The 16,780-nt window shown below is 59.0% G+C and carries 14 protein-coding genes and 2 pseudogenes; 11 read left to right on the forward strand and 5 right to left on the reverse strand.

The features are described 5' to 3' along the window. Both AC5RWD_RS22175 and AC5RWD_RS22180 read left to right on the forward strand, forming a co-directional pair. Positions 1–1,547: pseudogene (locus AC5RWD_RS22175) on the forward strand (hypothetical protein); the annotation flags it as partial. 151 nt (positions 1,548–1,698) lie between these two features. Continuing rightward, on the forward strand, positions 1,699–2,031 hold the full coding sequence (locus tag AC5RWD_RS22180) for a CU044_2847 family protein (protein ID WP_494022085.1): 333 nt from the start codon (positions 1,699–1,701) through the stop codon (positions 2,029–2,031). 1,248 nt (positions 2,032–3,279) lie between these two features. Here the strand turns inward: AC5RWD_RS22180 and AC5RWD_RS22185 are convergent. Both AC5RWD_RS22185 and AC5RWD_RS22190 read right to left on the reverse strand, forming a co-directional pair. Next, complete coding sequence (locus AC5RWD_RS22185) at positions 3,280–4,098, reverse strand: hypothetical protein (protein WP_494022086.1); 819 nt, start codon at positions 4,096–4,098, stop codon at positions 3,280–3,282. A 186-nt stretch (positions 4,099–4,284) separates the two neighbouring features. Then, a complete protein-coding gene (locus tag AC5RWD_RS22190; RefSeq protein ID WP_494022087.1) occupies positions 4,285–4,461 on the reverse strand; it encodes a hypothetical protein in 177 nt (58 codons plus the stop codon). 183 nt (positions 4,462–4,644) lie between these two features. Here AC5RWD_RS22190 and AC5RWD_RS22195 point away from each other — a divergent pair, with 183 nt between their 5' ends. From AC5RWD_RS22195 to AC5RWD_RS22220, 6 genes are all read left to right on the forward strand, one after another. After that, positions 4,645–5,004, forward strand: a complete 360-nt coding sequence (locus tag AC5RWD_RS22195) for a hypothetical protein (RefSeq protein ID WP_494022088.1) — start codon at positions 4,645–4,647, stop codon at positions 5,002–5,004. Between the two features lie 18 nt (positions 5,005–5,022). Continuing rightward, on the forward strand, positions 5,023–5,301 hold the full coding sequence (locus AC5RWD_RS22200) for a hypothetical protein (RefSeq protein ID WP_494022089.1): 279 nt from the start codon (positions 5,023–5,025) through the stop codon (positions 5,299–5,301). 36 nt (positions 5,302–5,337) lie between these two features. Further along, the gene (locus AC5RWD_RS22205; protein ID WP_494022090.1) at positions 5,338–5,811 is read left to right on the forward strand and encodes a hypothetical protein; all 474 of its coding nucleotides are present in this window, start codon (positions 5,338–5,340) and stop codon (positions 5,809–5,811) included. 501 nt (positions 5,812–6,312) lie between these two features. Next, complete coding sequence (locus tag AC5RWD_RS22210; RefSeq protein ID WP_494022091.1) at positions 6,313–6,879, forward strand: DUF1016 N-terminal domain-containing protein; 567 nt, start codon at positions 6,313–6,315, stop codon at positions 6,877–6,879. Beyond that, entirely contained in the window at positions 6,858–7,358 is a 501-nt protein-coding gene (locus AC5RWD_RS22215; protein WP_494022092.1) for a PDDEXK nuclease domain-containing protein, read from the forward strand. The genes AC5RWD_RS22210 and AC5RWD_RS22215 overlap by 22 nt, the downstream gene beginning before the upstream one ends. 135 nt (positions 7,359–7,493) lie before the next feature. Continuing rightward, the gene (locus AC5RWD_RS22220; RefSeq protein WP_494022093.1) at positions 7,494–7,820 is read left to right on the forward strand and encodes a histone-like nucleoid-structuring protein Lsr2; all 327 of its coding nucleotides are present in this window, start codon (positions 7,494–7,496) and stop codon (positions 7,818–7,820) included. 351 nt (positions 7,821–8,171) lie between these two features. Here AC5RWD_RS22220 and AC5RWD_RS22225 read toward each other — a convergent pair whose 3' ends face one another. From AC5RWD_RS22225 to AC5RWD_RS22235, 3 genes and pseudogenes are all read right to left on the reverse strand, one after another. After that, positions 8,172–8,390 carry a hypothetical protein gene (locus AC5RWD_RS22225; RefSeq protein ID WP_494022094.1) on the reverse strand — a complete coding sequence of 73 codons (219 nt, stop codon included), beginning with the start codon at positions 8,388–8,390 and terminating at the stop codon, positions 8,172–8,174. A 69-nt stretch (positions 8,391–8,459) separates the two neighbouring features. Then, entirely contained in the window at positions 8,460–9,011 is a 552-nt protein-coding gene (locus AC5RWD_RS22230) for a hypothetical protein (protein WP_494022098.1), read from the reverse strand. Between the two features lie 690 nt (positions 9,012–9,701). Continuing rightward, positions 9,702–9,989 (reverse strand): annotated as a pseudogene (locus AC5RWD_RS22235) (FHA domain-containing protein); the annotation flags it as partial. A 1,174-nt stretch (positions 9,990–11,163) separates the two neighbouring features. Between AC5RWD_RS22235 and AC5RWD_RS22240 the strand changes: the two are divergent. The 3 genes from AC5RWD_RS22240 to AC5RWD_RS22250 all read left to right on the forward strand — a co-directional run. Further along, positions 11,164–12,117, forward strand: coding sequence for an FHA domain-containing protein (locus AC5RWD_RS22240; protein WP_494022095.1), 954 nt, complete (start codon positions 11,164–11,166; stop codon positions 12,115–12,117). 548 nt (positions 12,118–12,665) lie between these two features. Then, on the forward strand, positions 12,666–15,368 hold the full coding sequence (locus tag AC5RWD_RS22245) for an ATP-binding protein (protein ID WP_494022096.1): 2,703 nt from the start codon (positions 12,666–12,668) through the stop codon (positions 15,366–15,368). An 833-nt stretch (positions 15,369–16,201) separates the two neighbouring features. Beyond that, positions 16,202–16,780, forward strand: a 579-nt coding sequence (locus tag AC5RWD_RS22250; RefSeq protein ID WP_494022097.1) for a hypothetical protein, incomplete at its 3' end; no start/stop codon positions are given.

The raw sequence follows: 16,780 nt of genomic DNA on the forward strand, positions 1-16,780 counted from the left end.
GTGCGCAACTGATGCAGGTCCACCACGGCAGTTCAGTTTACGGAGTGGCGTTGAGCCCCGACGGAACCCGTCTGGCCACTGCCAGCGAGGACAGGACGGCGCGGATCTGGGACACCGCTACCGGTGCGCAACTGATGCAGGTCCACCACGGCAGTTCAGTTTACGGAGTGGCGTTGAGCCCCGACGGAACCCGTCTGGCCACTGCCAGCGAGGACAGGACCGCGCGGATCTGGGACGCCGCTACCGGCGAGGAATTGATGCTGGTCCGCCACGACGATTGGGTTCGTGCGGTGGCTTTCAGCCCCGACGGGACTCGCTTCGCCACGGCCAGCGACGATACGAGCGCGCGGATCTGGGACGCCGCTACCGGCGAGGAACAGATGCAGGTCCGCCACGACGATTGGGTTCGTGCGGTGGCTTTCAGCCCCGACGGAACCCGCCTCGCCACCGCAAGCAAGGACAGGACCGCGCGGATCTGGGACGCCACTACCGGCGAGGAATTGATGCTGGTCCACCACGACGATTGGGTTAACGCGGTGGCGTTCAGCCCCGACGGAACCCGCCTCGCCGTCGGCGACAAGACCGCGCGGATCTGGGCAACCGCACGGATCCGCTCAGGCAGCCCCACTCATATCAGGGCTTCTGACCACAGGCCCCCGACTCCGGGCACTTACTCAGTTCCCGGTTCGATGATAATGGATGTGCGCCATAACTCTGCCGTTTTGGCGGTTGCGTTCAGTCCGGTTGGCACCCGTCTGGCCACCGGCAGCAAGGACAAGACGGCCCGGATCTGGGACACGAGCACCGGCCGCCAGGTTCTCAGCGTTAAGCACGAAGGCTTCTGGAAATGGGTTAACACGGTGGCGTTCAGCCCAGACGGCGCCCGCCTCGCCACCGGCAGTGACGACAACACGGCCCGGATCTGGGACACCACCTCCGGTAAGGAACTTACGCAGGTCCGCCACACAGGGTACGTTCGTGGGGTGGCGTTCAGCCCGGACGGGATCCGTCTGGCCACCGCTAGCTACGACAAGACCGCACGGATCTGGGATGCCACCACCGGCAAGGAACTAAGGCAGATCCGCCACGACGATTGGGTTCGTGCGGTGGCGTTCAGCCCCGACGGGACCCGTCTTGCCACCGCCAGCGACGACAAGACCGCACGGATCTGGGACGCCACCACCGGCAAGGAATTGACGCAGGTTCGCCACAAAGCAACGGTTCGTGCGGTGGCGTTCAGCCCCGACGGGACCCGTCTTGCCACCGCCAGCGAGGACAAGACCGCGCGGATCTGGGACGCCACCACCGGCAAGGAACTGATGCAGGTCCGCCATAGAGCCTTGGTTAACGGGGTGGCGTTCAGCCCCGACGGGACCCGTCTGGCCACGGCCAGCGGCGCGACCGCGCTGATCTGGGACGCAGCAACTGGTAAGGAACTGACGCGCGTCGGCCACGACTATCCGGCTAACTGGGTGGCATTCAGCCCCGACGGGACCCGCTTCGCCGCCGGGAGCACTGACGGTACTGCCCGGATCTGGAGAGCCTAGCGGGAGGCAGTCATTAAGGGTCTGTGCCCTCTGTGCGGGACGGCGTGAAGAAACGGTAAACGACGGGGCTTACTCCGCCAGGGAACGAGGAACCTATCAAGCGGCCCGGGCCGCTTAATGCAATCCCGAGGGCGAACAGGAAGGACAAAAGATGAAAAAACTGGTCGAATTCGACTCCGCTGGCGGCCGCGTGCTCGTTGAGATCGAGCAAGACCCCGGCGGCCTGGTGACACGCGGAGGCGGCCGTGCCGGAATGGTCGAACAAGCACAGCAGACCTTCGAGGAAGCCGTAAGCCGAATCCAACCCGCAGTGCAGGGAGTTATCAATCAGATGCTTTCCCTGACTCAGCAGCCGGACGAAGTATGCGTCGAGTTTGGACTGGACCTACACGCCGAAGCCGGCGCCTTCATCGCAGCCGCTGGCAGCAAGGCAAATTTCAGCGTCACCCTCACCTGGCGGGCCACGACCCGCACTTTGGAGTAGGGTCAGGTCGGATTCTGTTGACCGAAGCAAGACCGGTGAGTTGGACATTTCGACTCTCACAGTCCGACGCTTCGTCGTTTCTACTATGAGAGCTCGTTCTTAAACTTTGAGCCCACTCAACGGGGCTCTGGAAGGAACCGGTACCGGCGGCTGCGTAGCGCAGAACCAGCTTTAACAACAATCGGGTCTCAAGGGTCTCGCAACCCTTTCGAAACGAGACGTCTCAGCGAGAGACTAGACGTCTGACCTGCACAGTCACAGATCCCCTACGGAATCTTGGATGCGCGATGGCAAAAGCAATTCTCGTAACTATGTCTCATAACCTGGTAGCAAACGGCTGTCCGCGTCTCGTAAAGCCGTCTCACTGAAAGTCGTCTCGCTGGGGGCACGGGGGAAGCTTTTCGAGTCAGAACTGCTTTGTGAGGCTACTGGGTTATACCCGCGTGAGTACTTCAGGCAGGACGCGCAGCTCCAGCTGGACGCGCTGGTTGGCTCCTGAAAGAAGGCGCGGCGGTGCTGGTGTCCGATGCGGCCGAACTGGCCGAACTCCTCGCCAGCTAGTCCCTTTAGGTGGCCGTCCCGTTGCCGGGGCGGTCACCGTGGCGGTCCGCCGTCGTGGCCACCATGCGCGGTGGGTCGCCGGCGGCGGACCGCCAACCGTACACGACGCGTGTGGGGGACCCGGGCGCGCGGCCCGCCGAAGCCAGGGACGCCGAAAGAAGACTCGGGGTGCTGATGGAGGGTTCGCAGGGCTCACCGGGAAAGGGCGTCCGCTGGCGCGGCCGACTGTGGGTCCAGTGCCGGCTCCGCAGGGCTCCGCCGCCTCTGGCCCTGTTTGTCTACGACGTTTTGGCTGCTGTCCTGACGGATTCTACGTGTCCGCTCCGGCCCGTCTAGCCCCTCCTTCGCCGGGCCTGCGGTGCAGGAAATTTCCCTGCCGCGCTCCTGCGTCGCTGATTTCCTCCGGGAATTTCCCGCCCCTTACCCTGCGGGTAGACATGCCTCCGTCGGCCACAGCTCCGCAAGCTTCTGGCCGGTCACCAAAGCCGCCCCCGCCCACAACTCCACGGCTGGCGGGACATCACATTGATTGCCTGCCGCTATGGGCCGGGGTCGGAGGCCGGTTGAGCTAGTCTGCGACTTCGACGTGGGTCACAAACCCCCTTGGGCTGGGCCGGCAGTGCCGCTTAGTGAGCGGTGCCGGTTTTAAGAGGGCTTCCTATCGGGCCTGCATCCGTATCTTGGCCGTTACGGTGCGGGCTGCCCGGCTGATCCCGGATCTGTAAATACCTCCGGTGCAGAGGTCTGTTCGGTCTCGGGGGCAGGTTCCGTGCTCTGCTCGGTTTCGGGGGCGAGGTCCGTCGGCAGAGTGTCGTTTGATTTGTCCGCTCCCGGCGCTTCAGTTCCGGTCGGGCCGCTGTCCCCGCCACTGGGGCTACCGTCCGTAGTCAGGCCATCTTCTTTGGCAGGGCCTTCATTGAATTGTCCAGGCAGTTTCTCCACGTCCTCAGTCGGTTTGTCTGTCTCGTCCGGGACGGTCGGATTGCCGTTCAGTGCTTTGCCCAGCGTCGTAGTTTGCCCGGTCGCACCCGCATCGGTGCTCGACGTCGACGAGACAAGGCTGGAGATGGGCTGATTGGTTCCGAATTCGAATGCGGTGACGCCGACCATCGCGATAACGAATGCGGTCGCACTGACCGCACCGACCTTGATCCAGGTCATGGGTGTGGACTGCATCCTCGCACGTTTGGCTCGAGGTTCAACGCTCTCGACCGGAGCGCTGGCGGCCAGCAAGTCCCCATCGTCAGTGGGCAGTTCGCGCCTGCGCCGCTGGGGGATTTTCGTCGAGGCCAAAATGGCGGCCGAACTCAGTGTTCGGGCATAGAGAGCGGCGCCCACTGTGGCAATAATAGAGCCGAGGGCTGCGCCGATCAGCGTCCCTGCAACGCCTAAAAAGGATCCCACCAAGGCAGAGGTCACCGCGGCCAGAGCCGAGCCAATAGTCTGGGCACCATTCAGTCCGAGGAACTGTTTCGGCTTGTCTTCGGCAGCGGAGTCGGCAGGCATATTTCACACGCAATTCAGTCGGGGAATGTTACGAATAGGTAACGCCCACTGTACGCGGCTGGTCGCCCGACTGGGGCCGCATTTACTTGAGACGCTTCTCACAGTCAGAGGAGCAAGGTCAAGCGTTCATGCCTGGCCCGTCGGTCTGCTCCAGGAGCCGGATGAGGATAAGACTTCGTCAAAGACTTACTTCCGCAAGGTGCCGCCGATGCGGTCGCTGAATGGCAGGCAGCGGCACGTGGACGCCGCCCGGTCACGACCGGCCGCGAAGCCCACGAACCCGACCCACAACTGTGGCAGCAGTACAGCGACGAAGTTGCCCAGCTCCGTGAAACGCTGCGTTCCGTCCCGCTGGATGACCACGCCACCTGGGCGCACGTTGCACGCGAGACATCCGGCGCCTTCGCAGCCTGGTCCACGGCAACAGAGGCAACACCCGGCCCACTCGCAGCAGCAGCAGACGAGCTGTCCAAGACGGCACAACTGCGGCGCTCCCCGGTCCGTCCAATCGGCAGCGTAGGACCATCCGCCCGCGGAGCCTCCCTCATGCTCATGGCAGCCTCGATGGGCGGCACCGGTACCGCGGCGCAGGCAATCATGCTGCGCCAACTGCTCAACGTCGCCAAGGCAGTCCACGACATGCACAAGGCATCAAACGATCTACGCAGAGCACGACAGATCAGCCACATGGTGAAACACCAACTGAGCCAGGTCGCTGCCGCACTGCCAAGCGTCCCTACGCCCGCGTCCACGACGGATGCCGAAGCGGCCGCAGCCGTCCGCGCGAGTGCAGCCGGCCAGGTCACGGGTCGGCCTGCCGGGTCCGTGCTGCCGCCGAAATACGTGCAAGCACGCACCCACGCGGCCACCCGCAGCGGAACGACCCGCCCGGATATAGAGAGATAACACCAACAAGGGGGAACCATGAACGAATCCGACGGCATCGAAGAAGCAATCGAGGGCATCTCGCGGGTCGGGCTGACCATCACCGGCAGGCTCGGTGAACAGCTGGCCCGGGCACGCGAGCAGGAACTGCGCCGCGCCCAAGCGGCCGAGGAACAACAGGCCCGTGAGCTGCAGGCCCGGTTCGACGCGGAGCGGGCAGCAGCCCGCGCCCAGCTCGCACCGGTCATGGACAACCCGTGGTGGGACGCCGCCAGCGGGCGCGACATCGAAAGAGTCCATGAGGCGGCCACCGCGTGAAAAGACCACGACCCGGCGGCGCGCGACGCGGCCGACGTGATCCGCGACCAGCTGCAGCGCCGTTACGGTTTGGACGTGGACAACCTCGGTGCCGATGATGCGTCGGTGCCCGAGGCCTTGGCGAAGGCTGAACAGGACCGCGAACAGGCGGGACAGGAACGCCGTGCCGGCCGTGACGGGACCGCCCAGGCTGTGCAGCTGCTGGCCAAGGCCGCCCAGGAAGACCGGGACCGCCAACAGGACGCAAACGAGGAGAACCAGCGCCCCGAGGCGCAGGCAGAAGCTGCCGGCCTCAAGCACGACTCGGCCGAGCGCCGGCAGGCCCTGGCAGCCAGCCTGGATAGCGTTGCCGACCGCGAGGCCGTACAGGCACGACGCAGCGCCGACCAGGACCAAGCGACCCCGCCCACCGCCGCGATCACCAAGGCGCCAGGACGACACCCGAAGGCCCGCAAGATACGAGGAGCCACCGGGCAGGCCAAAAACCTGCAGAAGGGGCTGGGCCGGTAAGCCGTGCTGGAGTCCAGGTCGCGAGCGGGTGCCCTTGGGGGGCTGCAATCATTGGTCGACAGCGTGATAAGGAACTCGTCGACATCCACGGGATCGTCCGTGTTGGGCAAGCAGACAACGCGTGCCAAGGCAAAGGACGATCCGTCGTCCTGGTGGCTCGGCCGAACTTCGGCAAGCCTGCTCTGGTCAAATCGCGGGGCGAATGGAACTCGCGATGGGCATTGGTCCAGTCCGTATGTGGGCTTGTCAGAACGGCTGGCTCTAGCCCGGTCGACACTGCGCCCGACCCAGCCAGTGCGTGGTCAGTGGACCCATAGAACGTCGCTATTCGCTTGCCCCCTTTGGCTTAGGGCCAATCGTCCAAAGTTCTTTGGACTATTGGATCGGGAGCGCAGAGACCGGTCCAAGCCGGATCTCCGAAATTGTCCAAAGTTCTTTGGACTGATCTGCCTCCTGACCTAGCACGGGGACCCTGTCGGATGCAGCGGCTAAGGTGGGTGCGTGCCCGAGATCGAACCCGAACTGCCCACCGGCTATGCCGGCATCCTCGTGTCCCTCAAGGAGCTCGTCGCCTCGGCGCAGTTGCGGGCTCAGCAGGCCGCGAGCAGTGCCATGGTCGAGATGTACTGGGAGATCGGCTCCACGATCCTGGAACGGCAGGCGACCAGAGCCTGGGGAACCAAGACTCTGCAACGACTGGCAGCGGACCTGAAATCAGCCTTCCCGCACATGCGCGGTTTCTCCCGTTCAAACCTGTTCTACATGCGGGCCTTCGCAGCGGCCTGGGACTTGTCCAACCCAACTGACCGGAACCGGGTTGGCAGGCTCCCCTGGGGCCACATCATCGAGCTGCTCAAGGTGAAAGACCCGGAAATCCGTAATTGGTACGCCGAAAAGGCTGGCGAGCACAACTGGAGGCTTGAAGTCCTCGAGCACCAGATCACCACCGGACTGCACCGCAGAGTCGGGGCAGCCCCAACAACCTGGAAGAACGCCTCTCCGAAGACGGCGCCGCCCTGGCACGCAGCGTTGCCAAGGACCCTCTGGTGTTCGACTTCCTCGGCCTGACCGAGGAAGTCGAAGAATTAGCCATGGAGGAGGCCATGACCCAGAGGATGTCCCAGACGCTGGCCGAATTCGGGCGGGGATTCGCATTCTACGGCCGTCAGTTCCACCTCGATGTCCAGGGCGAAGACTTCTACATCGACCTTCTCCTGGTACATGTCCCCACCAATCGCTTTGTGGTCGTGGAGCTTAAATCCGGGAAGTTCCGGCCGGAGCACCTCGGACAACTGAATTTCTATGTCGCGGCGGTAAACGATCTTGTGAAGTTCCCGGGAATGGCCCCCAGCGTGGGGATTCTCGTGTGCGGCTCCAAGCACGAGCCGACGGTGAGATATGCACTGAATGGTTCATCCCAGCCCGTCGCCGTCAGTTCTTACACTTATGACTCCCTCCCCCCAGAGGAACGCGCGGCGCTGCCATCCCCCGAGGCGATCACTGCGGCGCTCGAACAAGGCACCGTGGCCGATTCCAACGGCACGTAACGGAAAGAACTGGGCACTGCCCACCACTGGGCACAGCCGACCCTCCGCTGCGCGTGGGTTAGGAGACGATTTCTGTCCTAGTCATATGGTTTACGGGTAACAAGGTGGTGGCCTCATAGGCAGTAGGCTTATTTTATGGCCAGTAAAACAGTAGTAACTCTTGAAGACGACCTCGACGGCACCGAAGCGAGCGAAACCATAAACTTCTCCGTTGATGGCACCGAGTATGAGATTGACCTCAACGCCGAGCACGCAAATGAACTCCGCAGCGCTCTGAGCCGATACACCAACGCCGCCCGTAAGACTTCCGGCGGACGTGTCCGGCCGGCTAGTCGTAAAACCAGCAGTTCCGATGTGGACGCTAAGGCAGTTCGGATGTGGGCGATAGATAATGGGCTGCAGGTGAATACTCGTGGCCGCATCCGGGCCGACATCGTAGAGAAGTACCTGGCCGCGAAATAACGCGCCTTATTACGCAATCAGGCCAGAACTCGAATGAGTTCTGGCCTGATTTATTTAATTGCTCGCTTATCCACCGGTGTCACGCTCGATATATGCGAAACCTCTGCGCATTACCCCTGGCCCTGGGGATAACCCTCGGCACTACCGGGGCGGCTCCCCCGAGGCAATCCAGTACCGTCTCGGCCGGCTGGTACGACGCACCGACCACTAAACCGGCAAGTCTGGCCGGCACCAAAACGTCAGGTTGGAGTGAGTCTTGAATCGCATGAAATATGCAAAGCTCGGTAAATGATCGGCTTTTCCGGGCTGAAAGATGCCTCGGCTAACTAATGAGACCGTTGATTCATTCGATCATGCCGCTACCCCGAAACTCACTTCTTCAAATGCTTCGAGCGGGTTGTCCGAGTTGCTGCGAAGCGCTGCGCTGGACTCCCCCACCAACTCTTCTTGATTCGAACGGCCCGGAATAGGGGCGATGCCTTCTGTCGGCCACTTGGTGGGCAGCGGCCTCGTCGATCCGGATCCTGTCATGACCAGAAATTTCGTGAGCGTTCGATACTGCTCGTCCACCTCATAAAGCCAGAGCGACTTCTAAATCATATAAGGCATGAAGTTCAGTTAATTCTGACCATTCTACCTTTACTTGTTGGGCAGTCGCAGTTGACCCTCAGCGGCGATCGCTTCCTTTGATTCATATGTCAGTCTGACGTTGACGTTGTAGGAACCGGCCTTTTTTAGGTCGGGTATCCAAATGCGAGCAATGCCAGAATCATGTTGCGTCGACGCGATAATCCTGTATGCAAGACTTTGAGCCCTCCACGTTTCGGACACATCGACACCGTCCAGGGACCAAGTCAAGAGTAGCGGGACATTGGCTAATCCCTCGAGTTCGATGTCAACGGAAACTGTCCATCCCACTGGTTGCTTTCCCTCATCGGTGGATTTCTCATTATCAGGGGGCTGGTTCCCTTTGTCAGTGGGGTGACTGCCGTCATTTGGGGGACTACCCTTATCGGTGGGCGGGCTGCTGGGTTCGGTTTCTACTTCCCTAAGCGCTTGTACTAACTCTTCGGCTACTTGGGCGGGCGAAAGCGGTTGACCGTTCTCGTCGACGCTGGCTGAGGGGGTGATCTTAACGATTTTGTCTGCCCATTCAGGCGGGACGTCTTTTCGCACGAGTTGGTCCTGCACTGCTGCATTGTGTTCAGTCGAGGGAAGCGTCGGAACCTTTATTTTCGTAGATGTAGGGGTTGCTGTTTCGGACGGGGTAGGCGTCGATACGGCGGACGAAGTGGTGGTAGCCGTAGGCGATGAAGTCTCAGTCGGTGTTGATTGGGTGGACGACTCAGGCCCAAGAGGCAACCCGCTCGTCGCTGGTCCCGGTACAACGTGCTCCGCCTGCCATGTGGAAACGCTGAGCAAAAGAGCAGGCACGGTGCTGGTACTACTCATCGTCTCCAATGAGTCGGCGTACTTTCTGTTTGCCGGATTTGCTGCGTTTGGGTCTCCACGTAGCGCAAGGTTCTTGCCCAAACCCTCTGTGGGGAAGTCGGCTAGTGCGGTTCTTTTCATGATGGATACAGATCTTATGGTTGCCACATCAGCTGGGTCGATTAGGCGATCCCACAATGCAAGAATACTTCCTAGGGCGGCCGCCGCAGTTCCTACACCAATCAGGAGTCGCCTGCTGCGCCGATACCAAGGAGTCAAAGTGCCACGTTCTACTGGGATTCTCTTACTTCCTTGCTTGACTTCCTTCGGATTGTGGGCTCGAGTTAGCTCGGAGCTACCGGCCTTGGGTAAGGGAGATATTGTATAGGCGGGCATGCGGGTGGAACTCGTTGGGGCGGTTTGCATGAGTGGATCATTGCTGTATATGCGTACCTTGATCCTGCCAAATTGCAGGATGTCGTTATTGTATAGACGCGTGGGGCCAGCAACTCTACGTCCATTTATCCACGTCCCGTTTAATGAACCTAAATCGCTTATTGTGACGCCAGCCGCACCGTTAAGAAGAAGCGCGTGCCGCCGGCTTACGCCCTCATATCGCAGAGGAAGGTCGGCGTCATTCCCGCTGCCTATTACCGCTTCCCCTTCGGGGACGACATAAGTGGCGCCTGAGTCTTCACCATGAACGATGACGAGCTTAAGGTCAGAACGGTCCTCCATTGTATTCTCTCCTCAGGAACATACAAAGTAGTTCGTTGTGGGTTCGTTTGTAAGCGGAGGATCACCCGCCAGGGTGAGATGCACTCGTTAATGACGAGGATTGGCAACTATATTCGTGTTCCGATTGTCCTTCGTACTCAATGTTGAAATCTTCAAGAGTATCCTCGTGACGGCCGATTTTACGTCAGTTGAGTACTATTGGGAAGATGCCTCTCGGTTTCGTTGATGCTGTAGAGCTCGCTGACGCTGGCTCTATCAAACTTTCTTTCGTCAAGAGACAATTGCAAGCGGGAGCGGTTAGGAAATGAGCAGGCTCTCTCGGAACGGAAACGCAGCCTTTCCCTTCTGCCAAGCGCACCCCTTCGACCCTGCCAGGGGAGGAGGTTCTGGGACGTTTGTCACGCCTGCTAGTAGGCCCGGCGGAGGGTCAGACATCGACGACAGCGTCCCTGCTGGGATTGCGTACAGTCGGAGGAAACTGCCACCACCTCCGCCGATGCGAGGGCTCTGGCGGATGGAGGTCAAGACGTCAGGTATTGGGCGTGGGCCTACCCGCAAATGGTGGACAGTCGATCAGGCGGCTTGTGCCCCCTGAGGCTTACTGCCGATGAAGATTTGGTCGTGTTCGACGGGGCGTCGTAGCCCAGCGCTGAGTGTAGACGGGCGCGGTTGTAGAACTCCTCAATCCAACGTCCTGTTGCCCGGTTTCGCCCTGACTGGTTGCCCGCGTGCGCCGGTCGTAGACTCCCTGTTCACAGTCGGCCAGAATGATTCCTGCATGGCGTTGTCCCAGCACGCAGCCCTCGGTTTGTTCGAGCCGTGCCGCTCTCCCGTAGCGGCAGCCGGGCTTCGAGCCTGAGCGGTCGTGGGGGCAATGCCGGTTCTTTCATACCACCGCCCGCGGGCAGGCGGGTACGACCGCTTTCTCTAATGAGACCGAGAATACGGGCACGAAGCCTCTATGAGGTCAACGCGGACTCTTGACACTGAGAGAGTGGACGGATCAAAATAAATGAATTATAGCGCATTTGAGGCGCTAACCAAGTGAAATCACGAACTGCAGAATGTAGCTCGCAGAATTTTCAAGCGGTCATTTCTGAAGGTAGCCCCGAAGCCTTGTGAACAACTCGACGTAATTTGATGACCGTTTCATCTGTCTCGCAGAAGGACCAATGTGGCCGGCCAGTTTCCGCTGTCAGCCTCAGCACCCTGCCTCCGAATATCGCCTAGGGATCCTAGGGGACCCGCGATCGAAGTTTTCGTTCCCCTGGGTTTTCGCGAGTACGTAGGAAGAGATCCCACCGCAGGCGTGTCTTTGGAGGATATGCAAGTCTCCTTTCGCCATGCACTACTTGTCCACGACCAGCGTGGTGTCGTGGTGGCCGACTGCAATTCCACCAATGGCACAACAGTAAATGGGCGACGCCTAGCCAGACCGCATGTGTTGGCGGACGGCGATCGCATAAGCTTTGGCGGCGTCCCGGCGGTTTTTTACGCCACATCCGCGGTGCCATTCTCATCAGAGACGGAAAGTCCTTCGCAGCGCCCAGACGCAAGCGAAGGGGTTGATTCGCTTGCTCACGAGGCTCCCATTCGCCGACGACCAATGAAGATAATCAGGTCACGGCCACTTCCTCATGAAGAAGTTGAGGAAACCATCCGAAGCCCTCGAGCCGAAGGATATCGGGGAACTGTATCGCGGATAGTTACTCCACAGGTCAACGTACAGCCTTATCTCTTCGCGGATATTCGGACCCAGTCAGGTCAAATGATCACAATCCGAGTAATGTTTTGGTTGCCCTTCTGGACTCCTCACATTGCGGAAGGACATGAACTACTTGTGAAGGGCCGCCAAGCTAATTCGGGCTACTTCATACCTAATACTATTGTGAATGAAACAACGGGTACGCGCTGGCAGAGGAAGGGGCCAAAGTTCCTGTTTATACTTACGCTCCTGCTTTTGGCAGCATTAGTGTTGTACTTTTGGATGAGTGCGATTTCAGCCCTGACCCACGTTAGCTCCGCACCGTCAATTTTCTACGCCGAGTGGACTATGCCAATGGTAACTACGTATTTAAGTAGCGGCGGTATTACCACTGCGCGCATCCCACACTTCAAGCGGGGTTAATAGTGACTGATGTAAATGAGTCTGCAAGAAACGCTATTGGGGCCATCAATGAAAGACTGGCCTATATTCTGGGAGCCGCCCGCAGCGGTAGACATAAAGAGGATCTGACAGCCCGTCCTACTTACGTTCCAGGAACACGCTATGAGTTCCAGGTCCGAGGCGTTGGGCGGGAAGAGAAAGCGCCGCCTGCTCCACCTATGGACCTTGGAAACTGGCACTTGCAGTTCGAAGATTTCCTAGCAGGTGCTTATGCATATCGAGTGCCAATCTCTTACAGAGTCTCATCAACGGGAGTGTCAGGTCACACGGAGTTCTGGCTAGGCACTTGGTCCGGCAGCCACGGGCAAGATGATAAATGTAGGCGTAGATCGGCACTACTTCAGTCATTGGCCGGGGTCATTTATCCATATGTTGGAGCCGCCATGCCAAAACCGTTCCTCCCTAGCCCACACGTTTTCGAGGGAACGGGCTTGGTTACCGGGCATCCTACAATCAAGCCTCCAGTGCTCGGCGACAATGTACTGCCCATCGATCGTCTACTACGGTCCATGGAGCAGGGCATGTGGAGTTTCACGATACTTGCGTCCCCTGAACCTGATAGCGTTCCACGCCTGCTCAGGGAAGCCTTATTGGAAGACATGATGTTCGCCCAGAACGTCCAACGAGTGACGGGCCATGACCTACCTGTGGTGCGTCAGATCACAAAACTGGTTGACGGGGCTTTGAGTGCTTTGCAGGACGCATCTACGATGGGTGCCTGGAGAACAGCCGTCTACCTACAGGCTGATGCGACTAATTACCCGGTACTAGCGAGTGTTTGGAAGAGCGTTTACTCTGGCGAGCAATCCATTCCGGAGACAATTAACATCACAGACATAAGTTCTCCCGAGGGCGGAAACATTGCTGCGACGTGGGCCTTTCCTCTTGATGTCACCGCTGCGGATGCACGGGGTTACGTCCACCCCTATGATTGCCAAACACTGCTCAGCTCCAGACAACTCGCCGGCTATATTCACCTTCCAAGCCTTGAGCGTTCGGGCTTTTCGGTCGATCTGGTACCCCGCTTTGATGTAAGCGCACCCCGCCTGAGGAACGCTGCTGACGGCATCCAATTGGGACATGTCGTAACTCGGCCTGCTAACACCCGAAATAATGACCCTGAATTGCATCAGATACATGCCCCAGGTCCGCCTCTTGACGTCTCACTGGACTCGATAGGCAGACACGTGTTTGTTGCTGGTGTGACAGGATCGGGCAAGACTACGACGAGTTTGCATCTGCTTCGAGGAATCTTTGCTCACGAGATTCCCTTCCTAGTGATTGAACCTGCCAAGCGCGAGTATCGGCAGCTTGCTGCACCAGTTGACGAGGAGCCAGATTCTCTGCAACTGGCCAAGCAGATTTCAGTATTCACCCTAGGGGAAATGCAAGGTGATTCGTTCAGACTGAATCCCTTTGAGGTCGAAACGGGAACTACCATAATTGAGCATATAGACATGCTCCGAACAGTATTTGCTGCAAGTTTCGGGGATATGTGGACCCCGTTGCCGCAAGTTCTCGAGCAATGCATGATCCGGGTCTACCGCGACAGAGGGTGGAATTTATCTAATGACCAAAATATTAGACTTACCACGGAGGATGAGCGGGCACTCGCTTTTCCGACACTAACGGAACTAGCGGCTGTAGTAGACGAGATAGTTGACGATCTTGGGTTTGATCCCGAAGCGAGAGACCGCATTCGGGGATCTCTTTCCACCCGTATTGACGGTCTCCGAGTAGGAAGCAGGGGCTACCTTTTCGACACTCGTTCATCTCTCTCGATGTCGGATTTACTGGCCCGACCGGTAGTGCTGGAATTAGAACGTCTTGCTGACGAAGCAGACAAGGCCTTCCTCATCGGACTTATACTCGTCCGGATTGTTGAGCATCGGCGTGCGGAGGAACGGTTACGACGGGTCCACATCGGAAAAGAGGACCGTCTCAAGCATCTACTTGTGGTCGAGGAGGCACACCGGTTGCTCACCAACGTCTCAATCGCCACCAACATTGGGGACAATACAGCGCGAGCACTAGCGGTGGAATCATTTGCCAACCTGCTCGCGGAGGTACGTGCATATGGCCAAGGAGTCATGGTCTTGGACCAAATACCAAGCAAGCTCGCACCCGATGTAATCAAGAACACTAACCTGAAGATCGTTCACAGGATCGTCGATGAGACCGACCGAAGGCTATTGGGCGGTTCTATGGCGATGAGCGAACCTCAAACGTCTGCCCTCACCTCACTTGCCCGTGGAGAAGCAGCAGTTTTTGGCGACGGCGACGATGCGCCGCTGTTAGTCCGAATCAGCCCTCCCAGGCCGTTTGATCCACATTTTGACGCTGCTGAGACTGGCGTCAGTCGCCAGCCAGGCCAGGAGTCACATTGGCGGTGTGCATGCAGAGGCGAGGAAACGGGTGCTTTGGAGTGCCAAATGGCCGAATCGATGCTGGAAGAGAACGAGGTCAGGCAAGCCCTTCTGCGTCTTGCGACCACTGCACTGGAGGCAAAAAGCTTCGCTGAGCTCAGCAGTGAGGAGATTAGGCAGACGGTGCGGTGTCAGATGCACCTACAACTTCAAGAGGAACAGCTCACCCAGTGCCTCCTGTCACGAGGCGCCGAGTGGGTTTGCGAGGAATGGGGTGCCCGACGGGTTTGGAGTTTCCGGCGTATGTGGGACTTAGCATCGGCACTTAGAAGAGTGCTTGAAGTGTCTTTGAAGCAAGATCCAGAGCGTCACGACCCGCTGGCATTGCCGGAATATCAAAAAATTGCGCTGCCCTTGCTCAAGCGGAATGTTGACCCGTACGCCGGTTGTAGCAGCATTTGTGTGGGTCACCGGTCCGGTCTCTGCCTGTACAGAGATACTGCTGAGATTACTTTGGCAAGGCAAGACATGCTTGAGCTTTGGGATGATGCGCGCAATAACGAGCCCCCTGAGGAAATCAGTTACCCGAGGACATGGGCAACCTGTCTGGAGACCATCGGTCCTGAAATTGTTGGTCCTCGCGCCACATTCGGTGCCACCACTGCAGCAGCCCTCTGTTTCGCCCAACAAGCTGTTGCTGCCGAATCCCCGTCCTGGCCCCTCTGGCACAGGGAGGACTTCGTCTCAGAACTGGTGTCCTTAGCTCAGAACAGTGTCACCGACCATGATGCGATCCCGGACGAAGCTTCAGGGGTAGGCGACGGGGATCGGGGGGACCTCGAATGAGCAGACTTGCTCCAAAGAGTGGCAAGGCGAAGACGCGTCCTAAGCGAGTTGCACCTGCACCCAAACTTGTACGTGCTCCGAGGTCGGCGGCAAAGGCTCGTGGTGCGAAGGCAAAAAAGGTACGTGCAGCAAGGGATGCGAAGATTCGCGCCGCCAAGGCAGCCAGGGTTCGGGCGGCCAAGCGCAGTAGGGTCACCGAAGCCAAAACGCGTGCTGCAAATCCTAGTGCTTCTACCGCAGCGAAAATTCGTGTTACCCAGGCTGCAAAGTCCCCCGGCGGCCAAGCAGCGAAAATTCGTGCCGCAAAGGCTGCGAAGACGCGCGCGGCTAGCGCTGTAAAAAAACCTGTGATACCCCGAACAGGCTCCGGATCGCGGGCTATCATCACAGCCAAACCAACCGTTCGAGGGACGAGGGCCATCAAGGTCCAGGCCGGGAATGCGATGAAGAAGGGAACGGCGGAGCTCGATTCCGCGTCTGGGCTTCGGGCCAATCATGTGGCGGGCCAAGGGAGGGTAGGAAAAAAGGCAAGGCTAAGGGAAAGTTCTGTGAAACAATCGCAGCCCCTACGGGCCCGTAGTCACTCGAGGAAGCCGGCACTTCCTGGTAAAGCGTCCTCCCCGCTCCCGGAATCTGGTGATAAGAGTCTTCGCGTTGGCCGGAATCTAGCAAATAGCCGCAAAGCGAGACTCGACAACAGCGGCTCCATTAAGGGCCGGGCAGAGCGATCTGACCTTCAGAAAGCTTTGGACGGGGCGCTAGAAAAATTGGATCACCCGGAGACACGGCTTGTCCAGCAGGGGAAAGGCGGCCGCTCTATGGGGTCTATGTCCATGGACATAGACCACGTTCTTCCCGTTGGTGAACGAGGCATCTCCGTTGCGGAAGCGCGTTCCCGCGCATTGGACGTAAGTAACTATCAATTTCTTGAATCCCTCACGAACCGGTCGTCAAAGCATGTGGGCATCGACACCCGTAAGACGCCGACTAATGCAACTGCCTCAGTCTCCCTCGATCCGAACGTTTTGATCACACGAAGATTCAGTGAAGTGGCCGAATTGCAGGACGTATTTAAAGAGGCTTGTTCGAAGGTTGCTAACTCGAAAGGACTGCCGCCGGGCGAGCTGAAAAAACAAATTACCGCCCAAGTTTGGAATACCATCAAGTACAGCAGGAGCAACTCCGCGTTGCGTGTTCGGGAGGGGCTTCGGAAACTAGGATTCGAAAACGTTCCTGATGTGGGCTACATCCTTGAGCCTTCGCATTCAGGTTCAAGCCTTAGAGCGGTTCCGGAGACTGGCGTCGAGGTGCCTGGTGCTTCACCGGTTCCTGAGGGAAGCTCGGGGTTGAAGGTGAGTTCGGGCGAGGCGCCTGCTGCTTCACCGGTTCCTGAGGGAAGCTCGGGGTTGAAG

It is taken from the genome of Arthrobacter sp. CMU6 (assembly GCF_059090205.1).

Bases quoted from the DNA above. Each gene is read 5' to 3' on its own strand.
- AC5RWD_RS22185 (WP_494022086.1), bottom strand. From the start codon at position 4,098: ATGCCTGCCGACTCCGCTGCCGAAGACAAGCCGAAACAGTTCCTCGGA.
- AC5RWD_RS22220 (WP_494022093.1), top strand. From the start codon at position 7,494: ATGGCCAGTAAAACAGTAGTAACTCTTGAAGACGACCTCGACGGCACC.
- AC5RWD_RS22180 (WP_494022085.1), top strand. From the start codon at position 1,699: ATGAAAAAACTGGTCGAATTCGACTCCGCTGGCGGCCGCGTGCTCGTT.
- AC5RWD_RS22200 (WP_494022089.1), top strand. From the start codon at position 5,023: ATGAACGAATCCGACGGCATCGAAGAAGCAATCGAGGGCATCTCGCGG.
- AC5RWD_RS22245 (WP_494022096.1), top strand. From the start codon at position 12,666: ATGGAGCAGGGCATGTGGAGTTTCACGATACTTGCGTCCCCTGAACCT.
- AC5RWD_RS22195 (WP_494022088.1), top strand. From the start codon at position 4,645: ATGCTCATGGCAGCCTCGATGGGCGGCACCGGTACCGCGGCGCAGGCA.